Here is an 18,443-nt window from a genome sequence, read left to right as displayed (position 1 = left end):
GTGGTGGTTGCCGGGGCGGCGGTGGAGGCTTCGGCGGCGGCGGGGCATCGGGTGGCTGGTAATGACAATAACTAGAAAAGAGCGTCTACAACCATGGCATTACTGACTGAACACGAGCAGCGCCAAGTGGCCGAAGCGATTGCCCGCGTCGAAAAAACCACCGACGCCGAACTGGTGACCGTGCTGGCTGCCCGCGCCGATGACTACGCCTATATTCCGTTGCTGTGGGCCAGCCTCATCGCATTGGTGGTGCCGGGTGTGGTGCATTACCTGTCGGGCTACCTGACCATGTACACCTTGCTGCTGGCGCAATGGGCGACGTTCATCGTGTTGTGCCTGGTGTTTCGCTTGCCCAAGGTCACCACCCGACTGATCCCCCGTTCCGTGCGCCACTGGCGCGCGTCCAACCTGGCACGGCGGCAGTTTCTGGAGCAGAACCTGCACCACACGCTGGGCAGCACCGGCGTGCTGATCTTTGTCAGCGAGGCGGAGCGGTATGTGGAGATCCTGGTGGATGACGGGATTTCCAAGCGGTTGGATGACGGCAGTTGGGATGCCATCGTGCAGGCGTTTACCCAGCAGGTGAAGCAGGGGCAGACGCTGGCGGGGTTTATCGACTGCATCGAGGCGTGCGGCGAGTTGTTGAAGGTGCATGTGCCGGTGACGCAGACCCGTAACGAGCTGCCGAATCGCCTGGTCGTCCTCAAATAATCGAGACAACACAGTTCTACATGTGGAAACATGTTTCATGTGGGAGCTGGCTTGCCTGCGATGGCGGTGTATCAGCAATAGGGAAGCAAGCTGGCCCACCGCCATCGCAGGCAAGCCAGCTCCCACACAAGCCAGTGTTCACATTTGGTTTGTGGCGGTTCATCGACCGTTAGTCAAATAACCCCGTGCCCTCCAGCCCCATCCCCCCTAAAATGCCCGGCATTCCCTGCCCGAGGCGTTTTTGTTCATGTCTGTCACCGCTCAACCCGTCAGCGACCACCACGCCCAGTTCATCGAACTGCTGGGCACCAGCCTTGCGCAGAACGCCTTTATCAAGCTGGTGCTGGCCAAGTACGTCGGTGACGAAGCCGAGTTGCAACGCCTGATCATCAAGGCGGTGACGGTCAAGGAACAGCCATGCCTGTCCTTCGTCTATCGCTATAAAACCCGTGACATCACCAAGAACTTCCCCGTGGCCGAGGGCGTGGCGACGATTGCCGCGTTGCTGCCGGCGCAGTTCAAGAACGCGCACCTGCTGTCGCTGACCGACGAAGCCCAGCTGGAATACAGCAAGAAGAACAAAAGCTCGCTGTTCAAAAGCAAGCCGCAGCAATTGCGCGAGGCGCCGAGCGCCGAGCACAACCGCGAGAAGAATCGCTTCCTCGACCTCAGCCGGCCATTCCTCGCCGACCTCGGCGTGACCGACGCCAAGCAGGCGCTGATCCCGTCGATGTCGCGCAAGTGGAAGCAGATCAACAAGTTCATCGAAGTGTTCAGCCATGCGCTGACCACTTCACCGCTCAAACTCGACCAGCCGGTGCGCGTGGCCGATTTCGGTTCGGGCAAGGGCTACCTGACGTTCGCCATCCACGACTACCTGCGCAACACCCTCAAGGCCGAGGGCGAAGTGACGGGCGTCGAGCTGCGTGAAGACATGGTGACCCTGTGCAACACCGCCGCCGCGCGCCTGGAACATCCGGGGCTGGTGTTCAAGTGCGGCGACGTGCGCAGCGTGGCGCCCAGCGAACTGGACGTGATGATCGCCCTGCATGCCTGCGACATTGCCACCGACTATGCGATCCACACCGGCATCCGCTCCGGTGCGTCGATCATCATGTGCTCGCCGTGCTGCCACAAACAGATCCGCCTGCAGATCCAGAGCCCGGCGTTGTTGAAGCCGATGCTGCAATACGGTTTGCACCTGGGCCAGCAGGCCGAGATGGTCACCGACAGTTTGCGTGCGTTGTTTTTGGAAGCCTGTGGTTATGAGACCAAGGTGTTTGAGTTCATCTCGTTGGACCACACCAACAAGAACAAGATGATCCTGGCGGTGAAGCGTGCGGAGCCGATGGACAATGCGCAGTTGCTGGAGAAGATCCAGGAACTGAAGGCGTTCTACCACATCACCGAACACTGCCTGGAAACCCTGCTGCGGACGGATGGCTACTTAAGCTGAACACAGAATCCCCTGTGTGATAGGGCTTGTGTGGGAGCGGGCTCCCACACAGATCTTCTTCCACCGTTAGATTGTGTTCGGCTTGGGAATGGGTGCTGGCTGCACGCTGGTCTTGCGCCCCAGCATCACCGTCACAATCACCCCACACGCAAACACCCAGGTAATCGGCTCGATCTGTTCACCAAAGAACAACGCCGAAAACGCGATGGTAAAGAAGATCTGCAACAACTGGATCTGGCTCACCCGCGCGATCCCGCCCATGGCCAACCCGGCATACCAGGCAAAGAACCCGAGGAACTGCGAGAACAGCGACACATAGCCAAACGCCCACCAGGTGCCCATGGAGATCGCCCCTTGATGCTGCGCCGCCAGGTACCACACCGGGCCGATCAATACCGGCGTCGAGAGCACCAGCGCCCAGCAGATCACCTGCCAGCCACCCATCTCCTTGGCCAGTCGGCCACCTTCGGCATAGCCCAGGCCGCCCACGGCGATGGCGCCGAGCATCAACAAATCGCCCGCCTGAATGCTGCCGGCGCCGGTGATCAACGCATAACTCAACACCAAGCCACTGCCCAGCGCCGCGCAGGCCCAGAAGGCTTTGGACGGCCGCTCGTGGGACAGCCACGCCGCATACAACGCCACGCACAGCGGTTGCAGGCCGTTGACCAGCGCGCCATGGGACGCCGGCAGGGTTTGCATGGCCCACGCCGACAGCACCGGGAAGCCGAGGATCACCCCGGCAATCACCAGGCACAGCCCGCGCACCTGGCGCCAGGTTGGCCATTGCTCACGGCGCCACAGCAACAACGCCGCCGCCGGCACCGCCGCGAACAGCGCACGGCCGAGGCCGTTGAGCAGCGGGTGGATTTCCTGCACCACGATGCGGGTGAAGGGCAGGGTCAGGCTGAAGATGATGACGCCCAGCAGGCCGAGGGCCATGCCGGTGTTTTCGCGCGAGCTCATGGAAGGCAACCAGAATCTAGAGGGCTTCAAGGGAAGCCCATCTAGCCACACCCCCCGCCAATCAAGGGCCTACAGCTGGGTGCGGATTTATCCGTACAGTTTTTCAGAAGAAGCGCGTGATGCTGATCTTGGCGTTGCGGCCTTGGCTGTAGACACCTTCGCCGCTGAGTGCCGGTTGGTAGAAGCGGTTGAAGAGGTTGTCGACGGTGAAGTTGATCTCGGTGCCCTTGAGACCGGCCTGCTGTGGTTTCCAATTGGCGAACAGGCCTTGTGTGTCGTAGCTGGCGTTCTCCGTCTGGTCGTAGATGAAGTCGCCGATGCTGGAGTTCAAACCGCCCGCGTAAACATCGGTGGGCACGCGATCGGTCTTGCGTACGAACTGGCCCTGCCAGCCCACCTGCGCATCCCAGCTCGGGATCTTGGTACCCAGCACCACCACCCATTTGGCCGGTGGGATATCCCGCGCCCATACGTGCAGGTCTGTCGCCCAGGGGTTGGTGTAGGGGTTGTCGCGCTTGCCTGTGGCCCAGGAGTAAGTCAGGGAGCCGAACAGGTAGGTCGAGTCGTAGTAGCTCTCCAGCTCGAAGCCCTTGATGGTCATGCCACCCACATTGCGATAGTTGGTCCTGGCTGCCGCGTCACTGCATACCGAATCGATACTGCCCGACACGGTCAACTGTCGTTCGCAGCCGACGCCGGTGGCTTTCATGATTTCGTCTTCAATACGGTTGTGGAACAGCGTGGTGCGCAGTTGCAGGTTGTCCTCGCGGGTGAATAGCCCCGAGAAGTTGGTGACGTTGCCTGCGGTAATCGCCGTAATGCGCTCCGGGTCGAGGTTCAGGCTGGTGGCGCTGCGGGTGCTGAGGCCGCCCTGGACTTCGTACTGTTCATCGATCACCGGTGCGCGCCACGTACGGTTCCAACTGGCGAAGAAGGCCACATCCGGGGTCACGTTCCAGAACGCCGCCAGGCGCGGCGACCATCCGGTGTAGGTGCGGTCGCTGTAGTCGTGGCCCACTTTCGGGTCCGGGTTGCTGTAGTACGGCGCATCGTTGGCTTCGCCGCGGTTGCGCACGTGGTCGTAACGCAGGGACGGCGTGAGGGTCACGTCGCCCAGGGTAATCGCGTCCTGGATGTAGAACGCGTTGCTATCGACCTTGCCGTGGGGCATGAAATACGGCTGGAAATGCCCATAGTTGTATTTGGCGGTGTTGTAGGTTGCGCCCGGCATCCAGCTTTCGGTTTCGCGCTTGTGCTTGCGGATCTGCACGCCCGTGGTCACCGCGTGCTCCAACGGGCCGGTGGTCAGCAGGCTGGTATTGCGCAATTCAAGGATGCGGTCGGTGTAGGACGTATCCATCTTGCGTCCACCGGTAGCCAGGCCAATGACGGCATTCTCGGCGCGCTCATCGGTCTGGTCGGTATTGGACTCCGAGTAGCTCAGCTTCAGGTCGATCAGCGGGTTGTTCAACGGGTGATATTCGTACTTGCTCGACCAGGTGGTGTCCACTGTGTCGCGGTCGGCCAGGAAGCGAGACACCGCCGTTGCGTAGCCATAACGGTCGATGGCCGATTGTGTCGGTGGTGATGGGTAGGACTTAGCCGAGAACGGCGTCATACGTTGGCTTTGGGCGCGAGAGTAAGACAGGCCCATGCTGTGTTCATCGGTGAAATACGCGTTGAACTTGAACAGCTGGCCGTCGACATCCTGCGCGCTGTTGGGCAACCGTTTGGGGTTGATCGGGTATTCATTGCGCGGGTCGGGCGGTGTGCCGGCGAGCTTGAGGTCGTCGCCGTCGCGCTTGGTCAGGTAGGCCAGGCCGTCCATGCGGCCGTCGTCGGTGCGGCCATACACGGCGCCGGTGTAGACCTGCTCGTGGTTGTTGCTGGCGTAGCCGTATTTGATCATCGCCCCGGCGTTGCGCCCGTCCTTGAGCAGGTCGGGTGCGTCCTTGGTGATCATGTTGACCGTGCCGCCAAAACCGCCGTTACCGGTGAATGGCGAGTAAGGGCCTTTCTCCACCTCAATGCTTTTGATCAACTCGGGCTCGATGAAAATGGTGCCTTGTTGATAACGCTCGAACCCGCTTTTGGCCGCACCATCCACGGTCATCGGCACATCTTCGGCATCGCCCATGCCGCGGATGTTCATGGTCTGGCCGCCCGGCTTGGGCGAGCCACCCATGGAGACGCCGGGCAGGGTCTGCAACAGCGAAGGAATGTTATCGGGCTGGTAGCGGTCGATATCCGCCTGGCTCAGGGTGGAGCGGCCCACTGTGCTGGAGTCGACCTGGCTACCGGTGCCGATCACGCTCAGTGCATCCAGTTGAACAACGCCGCTGTTGGTGGTCTTGCCCTCATCGGGGCGCACGACGTAGGTGCTGCCGACCTTGATCAGGGTGAACTCGCCGTTTTTCAACAGGGTGCGAATCGCCACTTCCGGCGTGAAGTCGCCGTTGAGCGCGGGGGCTTGCACGTTCTTGAGCAGCTCTTCATCGAACAGCAACTGGATCTGTGCCTGTTGCGCCACCTGGCTGAGGGACGTCGCCAGTGATTGCGCTGGCAGTTGCAGCGTGAGCGAATCGGCCTGTGCACTGAGGCTGAATACCAGGCAACTGGCGATGAGCGTCGGTCGAAGAAACAGGTGCGAAGCGTGGCAAGGCGCGCGAAACATGAAATCCCCCGGTGTGGCCAAGTGGCCGAAAAGGTGTGCGTATCAAACGCAGACCGGGGGAAGACGCGGCTGCTCGAAAAAACCACACCTGCGAATGCAAAATATTCTCAAATAAGAATCTTGCAGGGTTATTTGCTCGGTTCGATGCGTACGATGCCATCGGCCGACGCCACGGTTTTCACCGGTAACAGGGCGGGCAGGGCGTTGAGCAGGGCGTCGGGATCATTCACATCCAGGTTGCCCGAGACCTTCAAGTGCGCCACGGCGTTACTGACCTGCAACGGTGCCTGTGGGCGGTACAGACTCAATTCATCGATCAGGCTGACCAGCTCGCGGTTGCGAAACGACAGGTGACCGCTGCGCCAGTCGGCCACCTCTTCGGCGGTGAGGGTCTGTTGCTGCAACGTGCCCTTGGCGTAGCTGAAGATCGCGCGCTGCTGTGCGCCCAATAGGGTGACGGGGCTTTTGGCATCCGGCTCGAAGGCGACCTGGCCATGGGCGACGCTGACCACCAGTTGCTGCTGGCTGCGCCGCACATCGAAGCCGGTGCCGACCACGCGCACATTGGCCTCGCCCGCTTGCACGAACAGCGGGCGTTCCTTGTCGGCGGCCACTTCGAGGTACAGCTGGCCTTTGTCCAGGTGCACGATGCGCTGGTACGCGGTGAACTCCACCCGCACGCGGGTGTTGGCATTCACATACAAGGTGCTGCCATCGGGCAGATTGAGGGTGTGCATGCCTTTGGCGTGGGCTGCGACCTGGGTGTGATACAACTCGCGGGGCGCGCCGATATGCGTGGCCATGATTGCGCACAGCAAGGCGGCCGCCACGGCCAGGGCCGGGCGCCACGCGGACGGTTTGCGCTGGGGCAGCGCCACGGGTTTGTTCAGTTGCTGCAACTGGGCGAGGTCCGCCCACAGCTGCTCGAATTCAGCATAGGCGCGGGCATGGGCCGGCTCGGCCTGCCAGGCGGCAAAGGCCTTGCGGTCGGCGCGGTCGGTTTCGCTGTGGTTGCGTGCAAACCAGCTGGCGGCTTGGGCGTCGATGGAGTCGCTGTCCTCGATGTCGATGTCGCTCAGGCGGTTCATTCTGGCTGCTCCGTGCCGGGTTCGTGTTGAAGGCGTCGTTTGCAATGCAGCAGGGCCAAGGCGATGTGCTTTTCCACCATGCTCGTGGAAATGCCCATGCGTTCGGCGATCTGCGCCTGGCTCAGGCCTTCGAAGCGGTGCAGCATAAGGGCTTCTCGTCGGCGGGGCGAGAGTTCGGCGAGGACTTCTTTCAACTGTTCCAGGCGTTGCAAGCGTTGCGCGGCGGCCATGGGTTCGTTTTGCTCGTCGGTGGCAGGTTCCAAGTCCCTTTCGGCCTGATCCTGGTGGACGGTCTGCCGTACCTTCTGTTTACGCCAGTGATCGCGCAGCAGGTTGCGCGCCATCTGGAACAGAAACGCCCGTGGCTGCTCGACCTTGGCGCGGTCGCGGTAGTCCAGCCATTGGGTGAAGACATCCTGGGTCATGTCCGCCGCGTCGCTGGCGTTGTCCGTGCGTTTGCGCAGGAAATACAGGATATCTGTATAAAAACCGCGAAAGGCATCGGCCGCCAACGGGTCGGGCTTGGGACGAGACATGGATATCCTTCTTGACGAAGCACGACGGAGGAAAGTCGCGAATGGTATCGAGAACCATTGCTATTTGTCTCTATATATTACGGACGCTCGAGATCAAAAATGTGGGAGCGGGCTTGCTCGCGAAGGCGGTGTGTCAGTCACAGGTATTTCAACTGATCCACCGCATTCGCGAGCAAGCCCGCTCCCACAGGGGATTGTGGCTTTATTTCAGTAATGTTTTCAGCTGTTCGATCGCCGCTTCACCCAACGGAAATACCGGCAAGCGCGGATCGCCCGCTTCTAACCCGGTCAAGCGCAACCCGGCCTTGATCGTCGCCGGCAAACCCCCTTTGAGAATGAACTCCAGCAGCGGCAACTGGCGATAGAACAGCGCCCGTGCTTTTGTCAGGTCATTGGCCAGCACCGCGTCATACAAATCCAGGTTGAGCTTTGGGATCAGGTTCGGCGCCGCCGTGCACCACCCCTTGGCACCGGCCGCGAAGGCTTCCAACGCCAGGGGGTTGCAGCCGTTGTAGAACGGCACGTCACTCTGGCGATGCAACTGGTGCATGCGTTGGATATCGCCGGTGCTTTCCTTGACCATCGTCACATTGGCGACCTGCTTGATGATGCGCAGGATCAACTCCACCGACATGTCGGTGCCGCTGGTGGCCGGGTTGTTGTAAAGCATGATCGGCACGCCGATGCTGTCGCCAATCGCAGCGTAGTGGGCGAGGATTTCCGCTTCGCTGAGCTTCCAGTACGAGGCGGGCAGCACCATCACCACGTCGGCGCCATTGGCTTCGGCGTAACGGGCGCGGCGCACGGCTTTGGCGGTGGTCAGATCGGACACGCTGACGACGGTGGGCACGCGCCGGGCGATTTTTGCCAGGCTGTAGGCGCTCACTTCATCCCATTCGGCGTCGCTCAGGTAGGCGCCTTCGCCGGTGCTGCCCAAGGGCGCGATGGCATGCACGCCGCTGGCGATCAAGCGGTCGATGGAGCGGCCGAGGGCGTCGAGGTCAATGCGCGAACCGTCGGCGCTGAAAGGGGTGATGGTGTAGCCGATGATGCCGTGAATAGTTGGGCTGGACATGGAGGGTCTCCGGTCGAAAAAGGGCAATCAGTTCAGGCAATCGGCGTGTTGGCGCAGGTTCTGCCGGGCGTAGTAATTGAACGCGGCGCCGTGGCGCTTGGGCCGGGAGATCCAGTCGTGGGCTTCACGACCCAGTTCCGGCAGGATCGGCTTGATGGTGCCCGCCGCCATCGCCAGCAACTGCAACTTGGCCGCACGTTCGATCAACTGCGCGATCACACAGGCCTCCTCGATGCTCGCCCCCGTGGACAGTTGACCGTGGTGCGACAGCAGGATCGCGCGCTTGTCGCCCAGGGCTGCCGTGATGATTTCGCCTTCTTCATTACCCACCGGCACCCCCGGCCAGGCTTCCAGGAACGCACAGTCTTCGTACAGCGGGCAGAGGTCCATGTGGGACACCTGCAACGGCACTTCCAGCATCGACAGCGCAGCGATGTGCGTGGGGTGCGTATGGATGATGCAATTCACATCCGGCCGCCCACGGTACACCCAACTGTGGAAACGGTTGGCCGGGTTGGGGATTCCATGGCCTTCCAGCACTTCAAGGTCCTCGTTGACCAGCAGCAAGTTGCTGGCGGTGATTTCGTCAAAGCCCAGGCCCAGTTGCTGAGTGTAATAGGTGCCAGGCGTTGGCCCACGGGCGGTGATCTGCCCGGCCAGGCCGGAGTCGTGGCCGTTCTCGAACAGGATGCGGCACGTGAGCGCCAGCTTTTGCCGGTCGGTCCACGTATTATCCGCCAGGGTGTTTTGCATCTGGATCAGTGCTTGCTTGACCAGCTGGTCTTTGGGGAGTGCTAATGTCTTGGCCATATCGGTGTCCTTTGGGTGGTTCAATGGACGTCTGGTTTGCTGGTCTCCCGCTGCTCGCAAGGTCGTTGGGTGAACGCAAATGACACTAAAGATGCTATATGACACAAAGTGTCATTGGCAAGCGCAGCTTATCGTTTTCTGCATGGACTAACCGCAGCACATGTCTATCCGTTTGAAATTATTGAGAAAAAAACTTGGCGTGACGTTGGACGTGCTGGCCGAAAAGTCCGGCATGACCAAGAGTTACCTGTCCAAGGTTGAACGCGGGCTCAATACACCGTCGATTGCGGCCGCGCTGAAACTGGCCAAGGCATTGAACGTGAAGGTCGAAGAGCTGTTCAGCGAAGACAGCGTCAGCCTCGACAGCTACAGCCTGGTGCGCAGCCATGAACGGCCCGATACCGCGCCGGGTTATGCGGTGCTGGCCCATCAGGTAAGTGAGCGCAGCCTGCTGCCGTTCATCATCTATCCGCCGGCGGAGTTCACCGATAAGACCTTCAAGGAGCACCTGGGGGAGGAGTTTCTGTTCGTGCATGAAGGCCAGGTGGAAGTGGATTTCATGAATGAACGGGTGATTCTGGAGCGCGGCGATGCGCTGCATTTCAATGCACAGAAGCCCCATCGGCTGAGGTCGGTGGGGCCGGTGCAGGCGCAGTTGCTGGTGGTTGTCCACAGCAGGGACGAGTGACGCTGACTGCGCCTTGAAATGCGACCAATGTGGGAGCGGGCTTGCTCGCGAATACGGTGTATCAGGCACAGATGTTCTGCCTGACCCACCGTATTCGCGAGCAAGCCCGCTCCCACATTTTGATCAGCGTTCGACAGGGACGGACAGTGTGGGATTGCCGAGCGAATGGGTACGTGCCGCAAAGAACCTCAGCTCCACACCCGTCCCCTCGAACATCTCCGAATACCGCCGCTTCTGCTGCCGAATAAACCCATCACTGCGCCCCGACACCGAGATCGCCAGGGTGCTCAACTTGGCCTGGCAAATCGCATCCACCAAGTGTTTATCCTGCGCGCCCAAGTCGTGGCCAAAGATGCACAGCGCGCCCTGATGGCCGAGCAACTGCTCATAGCAGAACGACAGATAATCCGAGCTGCGGATGGTCTTCAGTTTCTCTTCCACCTTGCCTTCGCTGACAAACAGCGGCACATCATCCAGGGTCTTGATCGTGTTGTTGATCGCAAAACTGCTGAGCAAGGTGCTGTCGGTGGTCGGCAATTTGCGCGCGGTGCCGTCGAGGTTGCGCACCAGGTGCAGGCCGCCGTGCAGGTAGAGGATGCGCGTGGCGCTGGTGTGGGTGTTGCGCAGGTCGAAGCTGGCGTCGGCGCTGCGGAACAGGTCGTCGATGCCCGGTGTGTGCAGGATCGCCCAGTAGTTGAGCAAGTCGTAGTTGCTCGTGAATACCGTGGAGTAGCTCGCCAGTTCGCGGTTGATCGTCTCCAGTGTCGACGGTTGCACCAGGCGCCACGGGATATGCACGGCGTGGATGGTGTTAATCAGCGCTTCCTTGATCGCGTAGTAGCGATTGCGCGGCGCCGCCGAGCTGACCGCCAGCGCCTTGTTGACCCGGCTGGTGGTTTTCAGGGCGCCCAGGGCCTGCTCGAAACTGCGGGTTTGCAGGGCGTCGAACACACTGAGTTCGGATGGACTCAGGGGTTTTTCTTCGACGGTGCGCGCGTTTTCGAACAGCGAGTCGTAGGCAAAGTCTTCCCAAATCGTACGACTGGCGCCGTTGCCGATCAGAATCCCGCTGAAGTCGATGGCGCCGCGCAGGGCGCTCCAGTCTTCAAGGTGGGCGTCAATATCCTGGAAATCCTTCATTGCGGCGGGTCTACTCGAAATCGGCTGGGCGGTGACTTTATCACGAGCGGGCGTTGATCCTGATCAAGATGCTGTGGCCGTCAGCGGTTGATTCTGTAGGCATAAAGCCTACGAGGATTAGCCATGAGCAGCACCTTCTTTATTCCCGCCGTCAACATCATGGGCACCGACTGCCTCGACGAAGCCATGACCGCCATCCGCAACTACGGCTTTCACAAGGCGCTGATCGTCACCGACGCGGGCCTGGCCAAAGCCGGCGTGGCCAGCATGATCGCCGAGAAACTGGCGATGCAGGACATCGATTCGGTGATCTACGACGGCGCCAAGCCCAACCCCAATGTGGAAAACGTCGAGAAAGGCCTGGCGCTGTTGCAGGAAAGCGCCTGCGATTTCGTGGTGTCCCTGGGCGGCGGTTCGCCCCATGACTGCGCCAAGGGCATCGCGCTGTGCGCCACCAACGGCGGGCATATTGGCGACTACGAAGGCGTGGACCAGTCGAGCAAACCGCAACTGCCGCTGGTGGCTATCAACACCACCGCCGGCACCGCCAGCGAGATGACCCGGTTCTGCATCATCACCGATGAAACCCGCCACGTAAAAATGGCCATCGTCGATCGTAACGTCACGCCGCTGCTGTCGGTCAACGACCCGGCGCTGATGGTCGGCATGCCCAAGGGCCTCACCGCCGCCACCGGCATGGACGCCCTGACCCACGCCATCGAAGCCTACGTGTCCACCGCCGCCACGCCGATCACCGACGCCTGTGCGATCAAGGCCATCGAACTGATCAGCGCCAACCTGCGCCTGGCTGTGCGCGACGGCAGTGACAAGGCCGCGCGGGAAAACATGGCCTACGCGCAATTCCTCGCCGGCATGGCGTTCAACAACGCGTCCCTGGGTTTTGTCCATGCCATGGCGCACCAGTTGGGCGGCCTGTATGACTTGCCCCACGGCGTGTGCAACGCGGTGTTGTTGCCCCATGTGCAGAGCTTCAACGCCAGCGTCAGCGCCAAACGCTTGAGCGACGTGGGCCGCGCGTTGGGTGCGGATGTCAAAGGCGTCACCGTGGAAGAGGGGGCCCAGGCGGCGATCGCGGCGATCCGCAGCCTGTCCCAGGACGTAGATATCCCGGCCGGCCTGCGTGAGCTTGGCGCCAAGTTGCAGGACATTCCGCTGCTCGCCAGCAATGCGTTGAAGGATGCGTGTGGGCTAACCAATCCACGGCGCGCGGATCAGCGTCAGATTGAGGAGATCTTCCGTAACGCGTTCTGATCTGCCTTGCAGCGGGTGACGCACACGCATGCGCTGCCCGCCAGCGTCAGGCACAACAGCGTTAACGGCCATGCTTGCTGAGTCACCAGCAGGCTCGCGACGCCGCCAATCAAGGCAGCCATGAATTGGTGGATAAAACCACTTAAGGCCATGGCGTAGGCGCCGCCTACTGGTGAGTCATCGTTGGCAAGTGACAAACTGATCGGGTAACTCATTGATTGGCCCAATACGGCCAGGCAATACGGCAGCCATAGCAGCGCCGCAATGCCGCTGGCAAATACGCTACCTAACAGCATCACGGTGGTACTCATGAGCAGCAGCGCCACGCCCCAAACCAGCATGCTCACCCTTCCTGCACGAGCAACGAAACGATTTACCATCATCGCCCCTACCAGATAGGCCGTACTGATAGGCCAACCCAGCCAGCCATATTGCGTTGCGCTCCACCCGAAACTTCCTTGCAATATCAAGGGTGCGCAGGTGTTGAACGCAATGATCACGCCATAGCCAAACCCGCCAACCAATACTGGGTGTAGAAACGGCGGATGCCGCACCAACCTGGCGTAGATACTCCACGCAGAAACCGACGAATCGGTGCTTACCCGTTCGGGAAATGGCTCTCTGCACAGCAGTACGATCAGCCCGATAGCGCCAATCGCCAATCCGTAAAAAATCGCCTCCCAGCCGAGTGCTGCCTGTGCCACCGAGCCCACGAATTGACCAATACCCAATGCGACCACAAACGTCATGCCCAACCAAGACAGCCCTTTGGCCAACAACGCGCCACTGAAGCTATCCCGAATCAAAACCCGCGCCATCACCGAAACACCACCTGCGCCCAAGCCTTGGATCAGTCTCAGCGACAGAAAGGATTCAACGTTAAACGCCGACGGTATCGCCGCACTTGCCAGTGCGTACACGGCTAATGCTGCCACCATCACAGGTTTTCGGCCAAACCGTTCACCCAGGCTCCCCCACAAGAGCATAGGCAATGCCATGCCGACTAGATAAACGGCCAAGGCAGGCGTTACTGTGTCCTCTGCGGCCAGTAAAGCGTGGGCGATAGCCGGGACAGCAGGTAAGTAACTGCTGAGCCCGGCTTGGGCAAGGAAGGTCGCGCAGCATGCCAATATCAACAGAGTGTTTTTCAAAGGGGGAATTCGTCACTGTAACGGTTAATAACGCATCGATTGAATGAACGATTCAACCCTCGGTAGTTGCCAGCAGTTCAAGTATTCACGTTGACGTAGTCATGGTTTCTTCTAACAGACGTGTGAGTTTTTTGCAGAATGCATGCAAGATTTCACTGCTCATGTCTGCTCGCAGCGTTATGCGAATGGCTGCCTTGCCCTTAGGGACGACAGGGAAAAATACCGCGGAAGTGAAAAAGCCACTATCGGCAAGCTGTATGGAGAGTGCGTTCGCCTTCTCCGCAGCGCCACAGTTCACTAGCCTGATCGCTGTATTCATGCCCCATTGCTCGGTATGGATAAGACTGTCAAATAATTTGATGTTGTCGGCGAGCTTTTCTTGAAGCATGTCCAGCTCTGTTGTTTGGTGAATTTTTATAGATGCTAAACCTGCACCTATGGCGGCTGAATTCAGACTTTGGGACCAGTTGCTGGGGCCACCATATCGATGCATTAAGTTTTTATGTTTATCGTCACCAAACATCACGATCCCTCCGCTCGCGCCGAATGCTTTGCCAAGCGACGCTACGACTACGGTGTGATTGTCCAGTGCTTGCAAGCGCGTTCTTACAAAACCGCTGCCCCGTGCTCCGAATGCGGATATCGCATGCGAATCGTCCAGGTAAAGAAATAGTCCATAACGGGATTTAAGGTACAGTAGCCCGTCAATGTCCGTTGCTCCACCCATGCTATATAGACCATCCGCGATATAAGCGACATGCTTGCGTTTTTGGCACAAGTCTTCGATAAAACACATGTCATTGTGAGGAGCGGTTATCACTTCCGTTTCATCTGCACAGAACGCTTTCAGGTGGTTCATTGAATAGTGAGAGAACTTGTCAAATAACAGGGTGGGTGGGCAGTTGCCGGTAAACAGGCCGCTGGCTATAAGAGGCAATAAACCAGAACTGGCCGCGCTGCAGGAGAGTGTGCTTAGGCAGGTTGCGTTGAAAAGAGATGATAGTTCTGTTTCATAGTGTTCAAGTATTTCAAGTTTGCATCGGTTTTTTGAGTTTGCAATGCGAAGCGTCTTGGCTTCTATCACCCCTTGGATGGCGCCTTCCAGTATTTTCTGATGGTAGTCAAGGCCAAGATAGGAGGTCGTGCAAAAGTGATGCAGTTCGCGCCCGTGTTGATCGGTGAGAAGGTTTACGTTTTTTACGGTTACATTGAGCTCGCAAATTTTCCCTGCGTGCGCTGATTGCCAGTCGTTGTTTGAGAGTTCAATGACTTTTCTAAGGTTCGAATAGTTGTGGGTTGGCTGTGTGTTTTCCATGTTTTCATCCTTGAAGGGGGGGTGGAAAACTGTAGCGAGAAATTTTTTATCGAGTAAGTCAGATGTTTCTTGGTCGAACTGCTCTGGGAAGTGTTTTTGAAGTGGGCTACTTCCTACAATAAGTAGTGGCGAACGTATGTCTTTTTGATGGCTACTAGGGCTCGGCTGGTGGCTGCTCCAGAGGTAAATTTTAGAGTGATGTGGTGAGCTGGTTCGGAAGATATCGTGCGATTTCATGAAGCCGTAGTTCACAGGATTGAGTAAGGTATCAATGCAGGGATCGAATGTGACGACAGTCTTAAAAGATCTGTCTCTCGAGTAGTCAAAACTGGCTGGATAAGGAGGGTACTTGATGAGAGTTCTGTTATTCGGCGCCACCGGCATGGTCGGCCAGGGTGTTCTGCGTGAATGCCTGCTGGCCGCCGACGTGCAGGAAGTCGTCGCCGTCGGCCGCACGGCACTGACCCAGGAACACGGCAAACTGCATCAGGTGCTGCACAGCGACATGCTTGATTTCCAACCCCTGGAAAACCTGCTGCAAGGCTTTGATGCGTGCTTCTTCTGCCTAGGCGTGTCTTCGGCGGGCATGAACGAAATCCAGTACACCCACCTCACCTATGACCTCACTTTGGTTGCGGCCAGTACCTTGGTGCGGCTCAATCCGCAGATGACCTTTATCTACGTGTCCGGCGCCGGTACCGACAGTTCCGAGGCGGGCAAATCGATGTGGGCGCGGGTCAAGGGCAAGACCGAAAATGCCTTGCTGCGCCTGCCGTTCAAGGCGGTGTACCTGTTCCGGCCGGGGGTGATCCAACCGTTGCACGGCGTGCGCTCGAAGACGCCGTTGTACCAGGCGTTTTATTCGGTGCTGGGGCCGCTGCTGTCGTTGCTGCGCCGGGTTAAACCGGGTTGGGTGGTGAGCACCGAGACGGTCGGCCGGGCGATGTTGCAGGCGGCCAGTCATGGCGCGCCGCAACCGGTGGTGGAGCAGGCTGGGATTAATCGCTTGGCTGACGAGCGTCGTTGAAGGAGCAGGCGGTGATTGTGGATTATTCAGACGCGCTGATCGTGCAGGAAGTGTCGCCGCGTGATGGCTTGCAAATCGAACCGACCTGGGTGGAGACGGCCGACAAGATCGCCTTGATCGACCAGCTTTCCCGCGCCGGTTTCTCGCGGATCGAAGCGGGTTCGTTCGTCTCGCCCAAGGCCATCCCGGCCTTGCGCGATGGCGAGCAGGTGTTCCAGGGCATCGCGCGCAAGTCGGGTGTCATCTACGTGGCGCTGATCCCCAATCTCAAGGGCGCCCAACGTGCCGTCGCGTCCTGCGCCGATGAGTTGAACCTGGTGATGTCCGCCAGCCAGAGCCACAACCTGGCCAACCTGCGCATGCGCTGCGAGGCGTCGTTGGCGGCGTTCGGCGAGATCGTCAGCTTTGCTGCCGACCATCCGGTGCGTCTCAACGGCAGCATCGCGACGACATTTGGCTGCCCGTTCGAAGAGGCGGTCGATGAGGACCGCGTGCTGCGGATGGTGGAGGCTTATCGTGAGCTGGGTATCCGGGGCATCACGCTGGCCGACACCACCGGCATGGCCAACCCGCGCCAGGTAGCACGCCTGGTCAAGCGCGTATTGCAACACGTGCCTGCCGCCGACCTGACCCTGCATTTCCACAACACCCGCGGCCTGGGGTTGTGCAATGTGCTGGCCGCCTACGAGGCCGGTGCCCGGCGTTTTGACGCGGCCCTCGGTGGCCTCGGCGGCTGTCCGTTTGCGCCGGGGGCGTCGGGCAATATTTGTACGGAGGATCTGGTGAACCTGTGCGCGGAGGTGGGGATTCATACCGGTATCGACCTGCCGCATCTGTTGCAGATGTCCCGGCGCTTGCCAGCGCTGCTGGGCCATGAACTACCCGGCCAGGTGGTCAAGGCCGGGCGCAATTGCGACCTGCATGCCCCACCGGATTATGTCGCCGCGCTGATCGCCGAGGGCGTTGCGCTGAACTGAATCAACACCACGCCGCCGATCAACAACAACGCCCCCAGCACCCGGGGCGTTGTCAGTTCGCGCTCCGCCAGGCCGAACAGGCCAAAGTGGTCGAGCACCAGTGACGCCAGCACCTGCCCGGCCATGGCCAGCGCAATAAATCCCGACGCGCCCAACTTGGGCAGCAGCATCAACGCCAGGGAAATAAAACACACACCAAACGCGCCACCGGCCCACATCCACAGCGGGGCTTTGCTGATAAAGCCCAGGCTCGGTAACGGCAAGCGCAGCGCCACCATCACCGGCAGCAACACGATGATGCTCACCAGCAGCGACGCCAAGGTGGCCCACAACGGGTGCCCGAGCCCGCGCCCGAGGTTGGCGTTGATCGCACTTTGAAACGGCACCACTGCCCCGGCGATCACTGCCAGCGCCAATAAACCCAGCCAATGCAAGGTCGTCATTGTGAATCTCCAAGAGGTTTTGCTGGACTCTAAGGTATTCGTCGCGCAAATTTAAATTCCAAATTCTTATGCCGAGCATGCAGTTGATGAATGATCTGCGCCGCATCGACCTCAACCTGCTGGTGATCCTCGACGCCTTGCTCGCCGAGCAACACGTCACCCGCGCCGCTGAACGCGTGCACCTGAGCCAGCCGGCGGTGAGCCATGCGCTGGCACGGTTGCGGGACTTGCTCGGCGACCCGTTGCTGGTGCGCCAGGGCGGCACGTTGGTGCCCACCGCTCGCGCGTTGGAATTGGCTGCACCGCTCGCCGAGGCGCTGGCCCAGGTGCAGGCGCTGTTGGCGCCCAAACGGTTTGATCCGGCCTCGGCCAAGCGCCGCTTTCGGGTGGCGATGTCGGACTACAGCGCGGCGATTTTCCTACCGGACCTGGTGCGCATGCTGCGCCGTGAAGCGCCCGGTATCGACTTGCAAATCATCCAGGCCAGCCGCGAGGGCATGGTAGATGGCGTGCTCAATGGCGATCTTGATTTGGCTGCCGGGGTCTTTCCTGACATGCCTGTGGAACTGCGTACTACGCCGCTGTTTGAAGAGCACTACACCTGCCTGGTAGACCGCGACAGCTTGCCGGATGACGGCGTGCTGGACTTGCCCACTTACCTGTCGCGTCCCCATGTGTTGCTGGAAATGCGCGGCAGTGGGACGCCGGAAATCGAGCGGGCGTTGACCGCAATTCGTGAGCGACGACATGTGGCGGTCAGCCTGCCGCATTGGGGCGTGGCACCGCAGTTGATCCAGGGCACGGATTTGATCCTGACAGTGTCGTCGCGGGGCTTGGTCAATATTGATCACCCACACCTGTTGGCGGTGCCGCCACCGTTTCATATCCCCTCGTTTGCGGTGGAGTTGGCGTGGCATGTGCGGCGGGGTGGGGATTCGGGGTTGCAGTGGTTGATGGGGCAGATACAAGGGCTAAAGTTGCCAGCTTGAGCTGCGGAATCTGGAGAACAACAGAGATCAATTGTGGGAGCTGGCTTGCCTGCGATAGCGGTGGGTCAAGCAATGCATAAATTGCCTGTACCGCCGCCATCGCAGGCAAGCCAGCTCCCACATTT

Annotated in this window: 17 protein-coding genes; 7 read left to right on the top strand and 10 right to left on the bottom strand. The window is 59.8% G+C overall.

Annotated features, from left to right (window positions below):
* Nucleotides 1-93: 93 nt before the first annotated feature.
* The gene (locus tag J1G37_RS19960; RefSeq protein WP_017737108.1) at nt 94-711 is read left to right on the top strand and encodes a TPM domain-containing protein; all 618 of its coding nucleotides are present in this window, start codon (nt 94-96) and stop codon (nt 709-711) included.
* 247 nt (nt 712-958) lie between these two features.
* Nucleotides 959-2,167, top strand: a complete 1,209-nt coding sequence (locus tag J1G37_RS19955) for an SAM-dependent methyltransferase (RefSeq protein ID WP_207044808.1) — start codon at nt 959-961, stop codon at nt 2,165-2,167.
* Nucleotides 2,168-2,233: 66 nt separating this feature from the next.
* Here the strand turns inward: J1G37_RS19955 and J1G37_RS19950 are convergent, their stop codons facing one another.
* The 6 genes from J1G37_RS19950 to J1G37_RS19925 all read right to left on the bottom strand — a co-directional run bounded on the left by J1G37_RS19950 (nt 2,234) and on the right by J1G37_RS19925 (nt 9,316).
* The gene (locus J1G37_RS19950; RefSeq protein ID WP_207044806.1) at nt 2,234-3,133 is read right to left on the bottom strand and encodes a DMT family transporter; all 900 of its coding nucleotides are present in this window, start codon (nt 3,131-3,133) and stop codon (nt 2,234-2,236) included.
* A 103-nt stretch (nt 3,134-3,236) separates the two neighbouring features.
* A complete protein-coding gene (locus tag J1G37_RS19945; protein WP_207044803.1) occupies nt 3,237-5,807 on the bottom strand; it encodes a TonB-dependent receptor in 2,571 nt (856 codons plus the stop codon).
* A gap of 128 nt (nt 5,808-5,935) precedes the next feature.
* Complete coding sequence (locus J1G37_RS19940; protein WP_207044799.1) at nt 5,936-6,895, bottom strand: FecR domain-containing protein; 960 nt, start codon at nt 6,893-6,895, stop codon at nt 5,936-5,938.
* A complete protein-coding gene (locus J1G37_RS19935; protein WP_207044796.1) occupies nt 6,892-7,431 on the bottom strand; it encodes a sigma-70 family RNA polymerase sigma factor in 540 nt (179 codons plus the stop codon). The genes J1G37_RS19940 and J1G37_RS19935 overlap by 4 nt, the downstream gene beginning before the upstream one ends.
* A gap of 202 nt (nt 7,432-7,633) precedes the next feature.
* Nucleotides 7,634-8,506: a dihydrodipicolinate synthase family protein gene (locus J1G37_RS19930; RefSeq protein ID WP_207044793.1), complete on the bottom strand. Its 873-nt coding sequence runs from the start codon at nt 8,504-8,506 to the stop codon at nt 7,634-7,636.
* Nucleotides 8,507-8,533: 27 nt separating this feature from the next.
* Nucleotides 8,534-9,316, bottom strand: a complete 783-nt coding sequence (locus tag J1G37_RS19925; protein ID WP_124525923.1) for an aldolase — start codon at nt 9,314-9,316, stop codon at nt 8,534-8,536.
* Between the two features lie 160 nt (nt 9,317-9,476).
* Here J1G37_RS19925 and J1G37_RS19920 point away from each other — a divergent pair, with 160 nt between their 5' ends.
* On the top strand, nt 9,477-10,004 hold the full coding sequence (locus tag J1G37_RS19920; RefSeq protein WP_207044790.1) for an XRE family transcriptional regulator: 528 nt from the start codon (nt 9,477-9,479) through the stop codon (nt 10,002-10,004).
* A gap of 123 nt (nt 10,005-10,127) precedes the next feature.
* On the opposite strand, the gene J1G37_RS19915 is transcribed toward J1G37_RS19920, so the two are convergent.
* The gene (locus J1G37_RS19915) at nt 10,128-11,144 is read right to left on the bottom strand and encodes a DUF4917 family protein (RefSeq protein WP_207044789.1); all 1,017 of its coding nucleotides are present in this window, start codon (nt 11,142-11,144) and stop codon (nt 10,128-10,130) included.
* A gap of 123 nt (nt 11,145-11,267) precedes the next feature.
* Here J1G37_RS19915 and yiaY point away from each other — a divergent pair, with 123 nt between their 5' ends.
* Nucleotides 11,268-12,416, top strand: coding sequence for an L-threonine dehydrogenase (gene yiaY / locus J1G37_RS19910; RefSeq protein WP_207044786.1), 1,149 nt, complete (start codon nt 11,268-11,270; stop codon nt 12,414-12,416).
* Here the strand turns inward: yiaY and J1G37_RS19905 are convergent.
* Nucleotides 12,383-13,567, bottom strand: a complete 1,185-nt coding sequence (locus J1G37_RS19905) for an MFS transporter (RefSeq protein ID WP_207044783.1) — start codon at nt 13,565-13,567, stop codon at nt 12,383-12,385. The two genes, yiaY and J1G37_RS19905, sit on opposite strands and share 34 nt — an antisense overlap.
* Before the next feature lie 85 nt (nt 13,568-13,652).
* Nucleotides 13,653-14,882 carry an aminotransferase class I/II-fold pyridoxal phosphate-dependent enzyme gene (locus J1G37_RS19900; RefSeq protein WP_207044780.1) on the bottom strand — a complete coding sequence of 410 codons (1,230 nt, stop codon included), beginning with the start codon at nt 14,880-14,882 and terminating at the stop codon, nt 13,653-13,655.
* Nucleotides 14,883-15,234: 352 nt separating this feature from the next.
* On the opposite strand from J1G37_RS19900, the gene J1G37_RS19895 reads away from it, so the two are divergent.
* Nucleotides 15,235-15,909, top strand: coding sequence for an NAD-dependent epimerase/dehydratase family protein (locus tag J1G37_RS19895; protein WP_207044777.1), 675 nt, complete (start codon nt 15,235-15,237; stop codon nt 15,907-15,909).
* Nucleotides 15,910-15,920: 11 nt separating this feature from the next.
* Nucleotides 15,921-16,886 carry a hydroxymethylglutaryl-CoA lyase gene (locus J1G37_RS19890; protein WP_207044774.1) on the top strand — a complete coding sequence of 322 codons (966 nt, stop codon included), beginning with the start codon at nt 15,921-15,923 and terminating at the stop codon, nt 16,884-16,886.
* Here the strand turns inward: J1G37_RS19890 and J1G37_RS19885 are convergent.
* On the bottom strand, nt 16,844-17,329 hold the full coding sequence (locus tag J1G37_RS19885; protein WP_207044771.1) for a DMT family transporter: 486 nt from the start codon (nt 17,327-17,329) through the stop codon (nt 16,844-16,846). The genes J1G37_RS19890 and J1G37_RS19885 overlap by 43 nt on opposite strands.
* Before the next feature lie 68 nt (nt 17,330-17,397).
* On the opposite strand from J1G37_RS19885, the gene J1G37_RS19880 reads away from it, so the two are divergent.
* A complete protein-coding gene (locus J1G37_RS19880; protein ID WP_207044768.1) occupies nt 17,398-18,318 on the top strand; it encodes a LysR family transcriptional regulator in 921 nt (306 codons plus the stop codon).
* The last annotated feature ends 125 nt before the right edge of the window (nt 18,319-18,443 follow it).

The organism is Pseudomonas sp. Marseille-Q1929 (assembly GCF_017316265.1).
GTDB lineage: Bacteria > Pseudomonadota > Gammaproteobacteria > Pseudomonadales > Pseudomonadaceae > Aquipseudomonas.
The sequence above is the reverse complement of the archived record's forward strand: the minus strand, read 5'-3'. Positions and strand labels throughout refer to the sequence as shown.

Bases quoted from the DNA above. Each gene is read 5' to 3' on its own strand.
- J1G37_RS19945 (WP_207044803.1), bottom strand. From the start codon at position 5,807: ATGTTTCGCGCGCCTTGCCACGCTTCGCACCTGTTTCTTCGACCGACG.
- J1G37_RS19915 (WP_207044789.1), bottom strand. From the start codon at position 11,144: ATGAAGGATTTCCAGGATATTGACGCCCACCTTGAAGACTGGAGCGCC.
- yiaY (WP_207044786.1), top strand. From the start codon at position 11,268: ATGAGCAGCACCTTCTTTATTCCCGCCGTCAACATCATGGGCACCGAC.
- J1G37_RS19955 (WP_207044808.1), top strand. From the start codon at position 959: ATGTCTGTCACCGCTCAACCCGTCAGCGACCACCACGCCCAGTTCATC.
- J1G37_RS19925 (WP_124525923.1), bottom strand. From the start codon at position 9,316: ATGGCCAAGACATTAGCACTCCCCAAAGACCAGCTGGTCAAGCAAGCA.
- J1G37_RS19950 (WP_207044806.1), bottom strand. From the start codon at position 3,133: ATGAGCTCGCGCGAAAACACCGGCATGGCCCTCGGCCTGCTGGGCGTC.
- J1G37_RS19935 (WP_207044796.1), bottom strand. From the start codon at position 7,431: ATGTCTCGTCCCAAGCCCGACCCGTTGGCGGCCGATGCCTTTCGCGGT.
- J1G37_RS19920 (WP_207044790.1), top strand. From the start codon at position 9,477: ATGTCTATCCGTTTGAAATTATTGAGAAAAAAACTTGGCGTGACGTTG.
- J1G37_RS19895 (WP_207044777.1), top strand. From the start codon at position 15,235: ATGAGAGTTCTGTTATTCGGCGCCACCGGCATGGTCGGCCAGGGTGTT.
- J1G37_RS19930 (WP_207044793.1), bottom strand. From the start codon at position 8,506: ATGTCCAGCCCAACTATTCACGGCATCATCGGCTACACCATCACCCCT.
- J1G37_RS19960 (WP_017737108.1), top strand. From the start codon at position 94: ATGGCATTACTGACTGAACACGAGCAGCGCCAAGTGGCCGAAGCGATT.
- J1G37_RS19880 (WP_207044768.1), top strand. From the start codon at position 17,398: ATGCCGAGCATGCAGTTGATGAATGATCTGCGCCGCATCGACCTCAAC.
- J1G37_RS19900 (WP_207044780.1), bottom strand. From the start codon at position 14,882: ATGGAAAACACACAGCCAACCCACAACTATTCGAACCTTAGAAAAGTC.
- J1G37_RS19885 (WP_207044771.1), bottom strand. From the start codon at position 17,329: ATGACGACCTTGCATTGGCTGGGTTTATTGGCGCTGGCAGTGATCGCC.
- J1G37_RS19940 (WP_207044799.1), bottom strand. From the start codon at position 6,895: ATGAACCGCCTGAGCGACATCGACATCGAGGACAGCGACTCCATCGAC.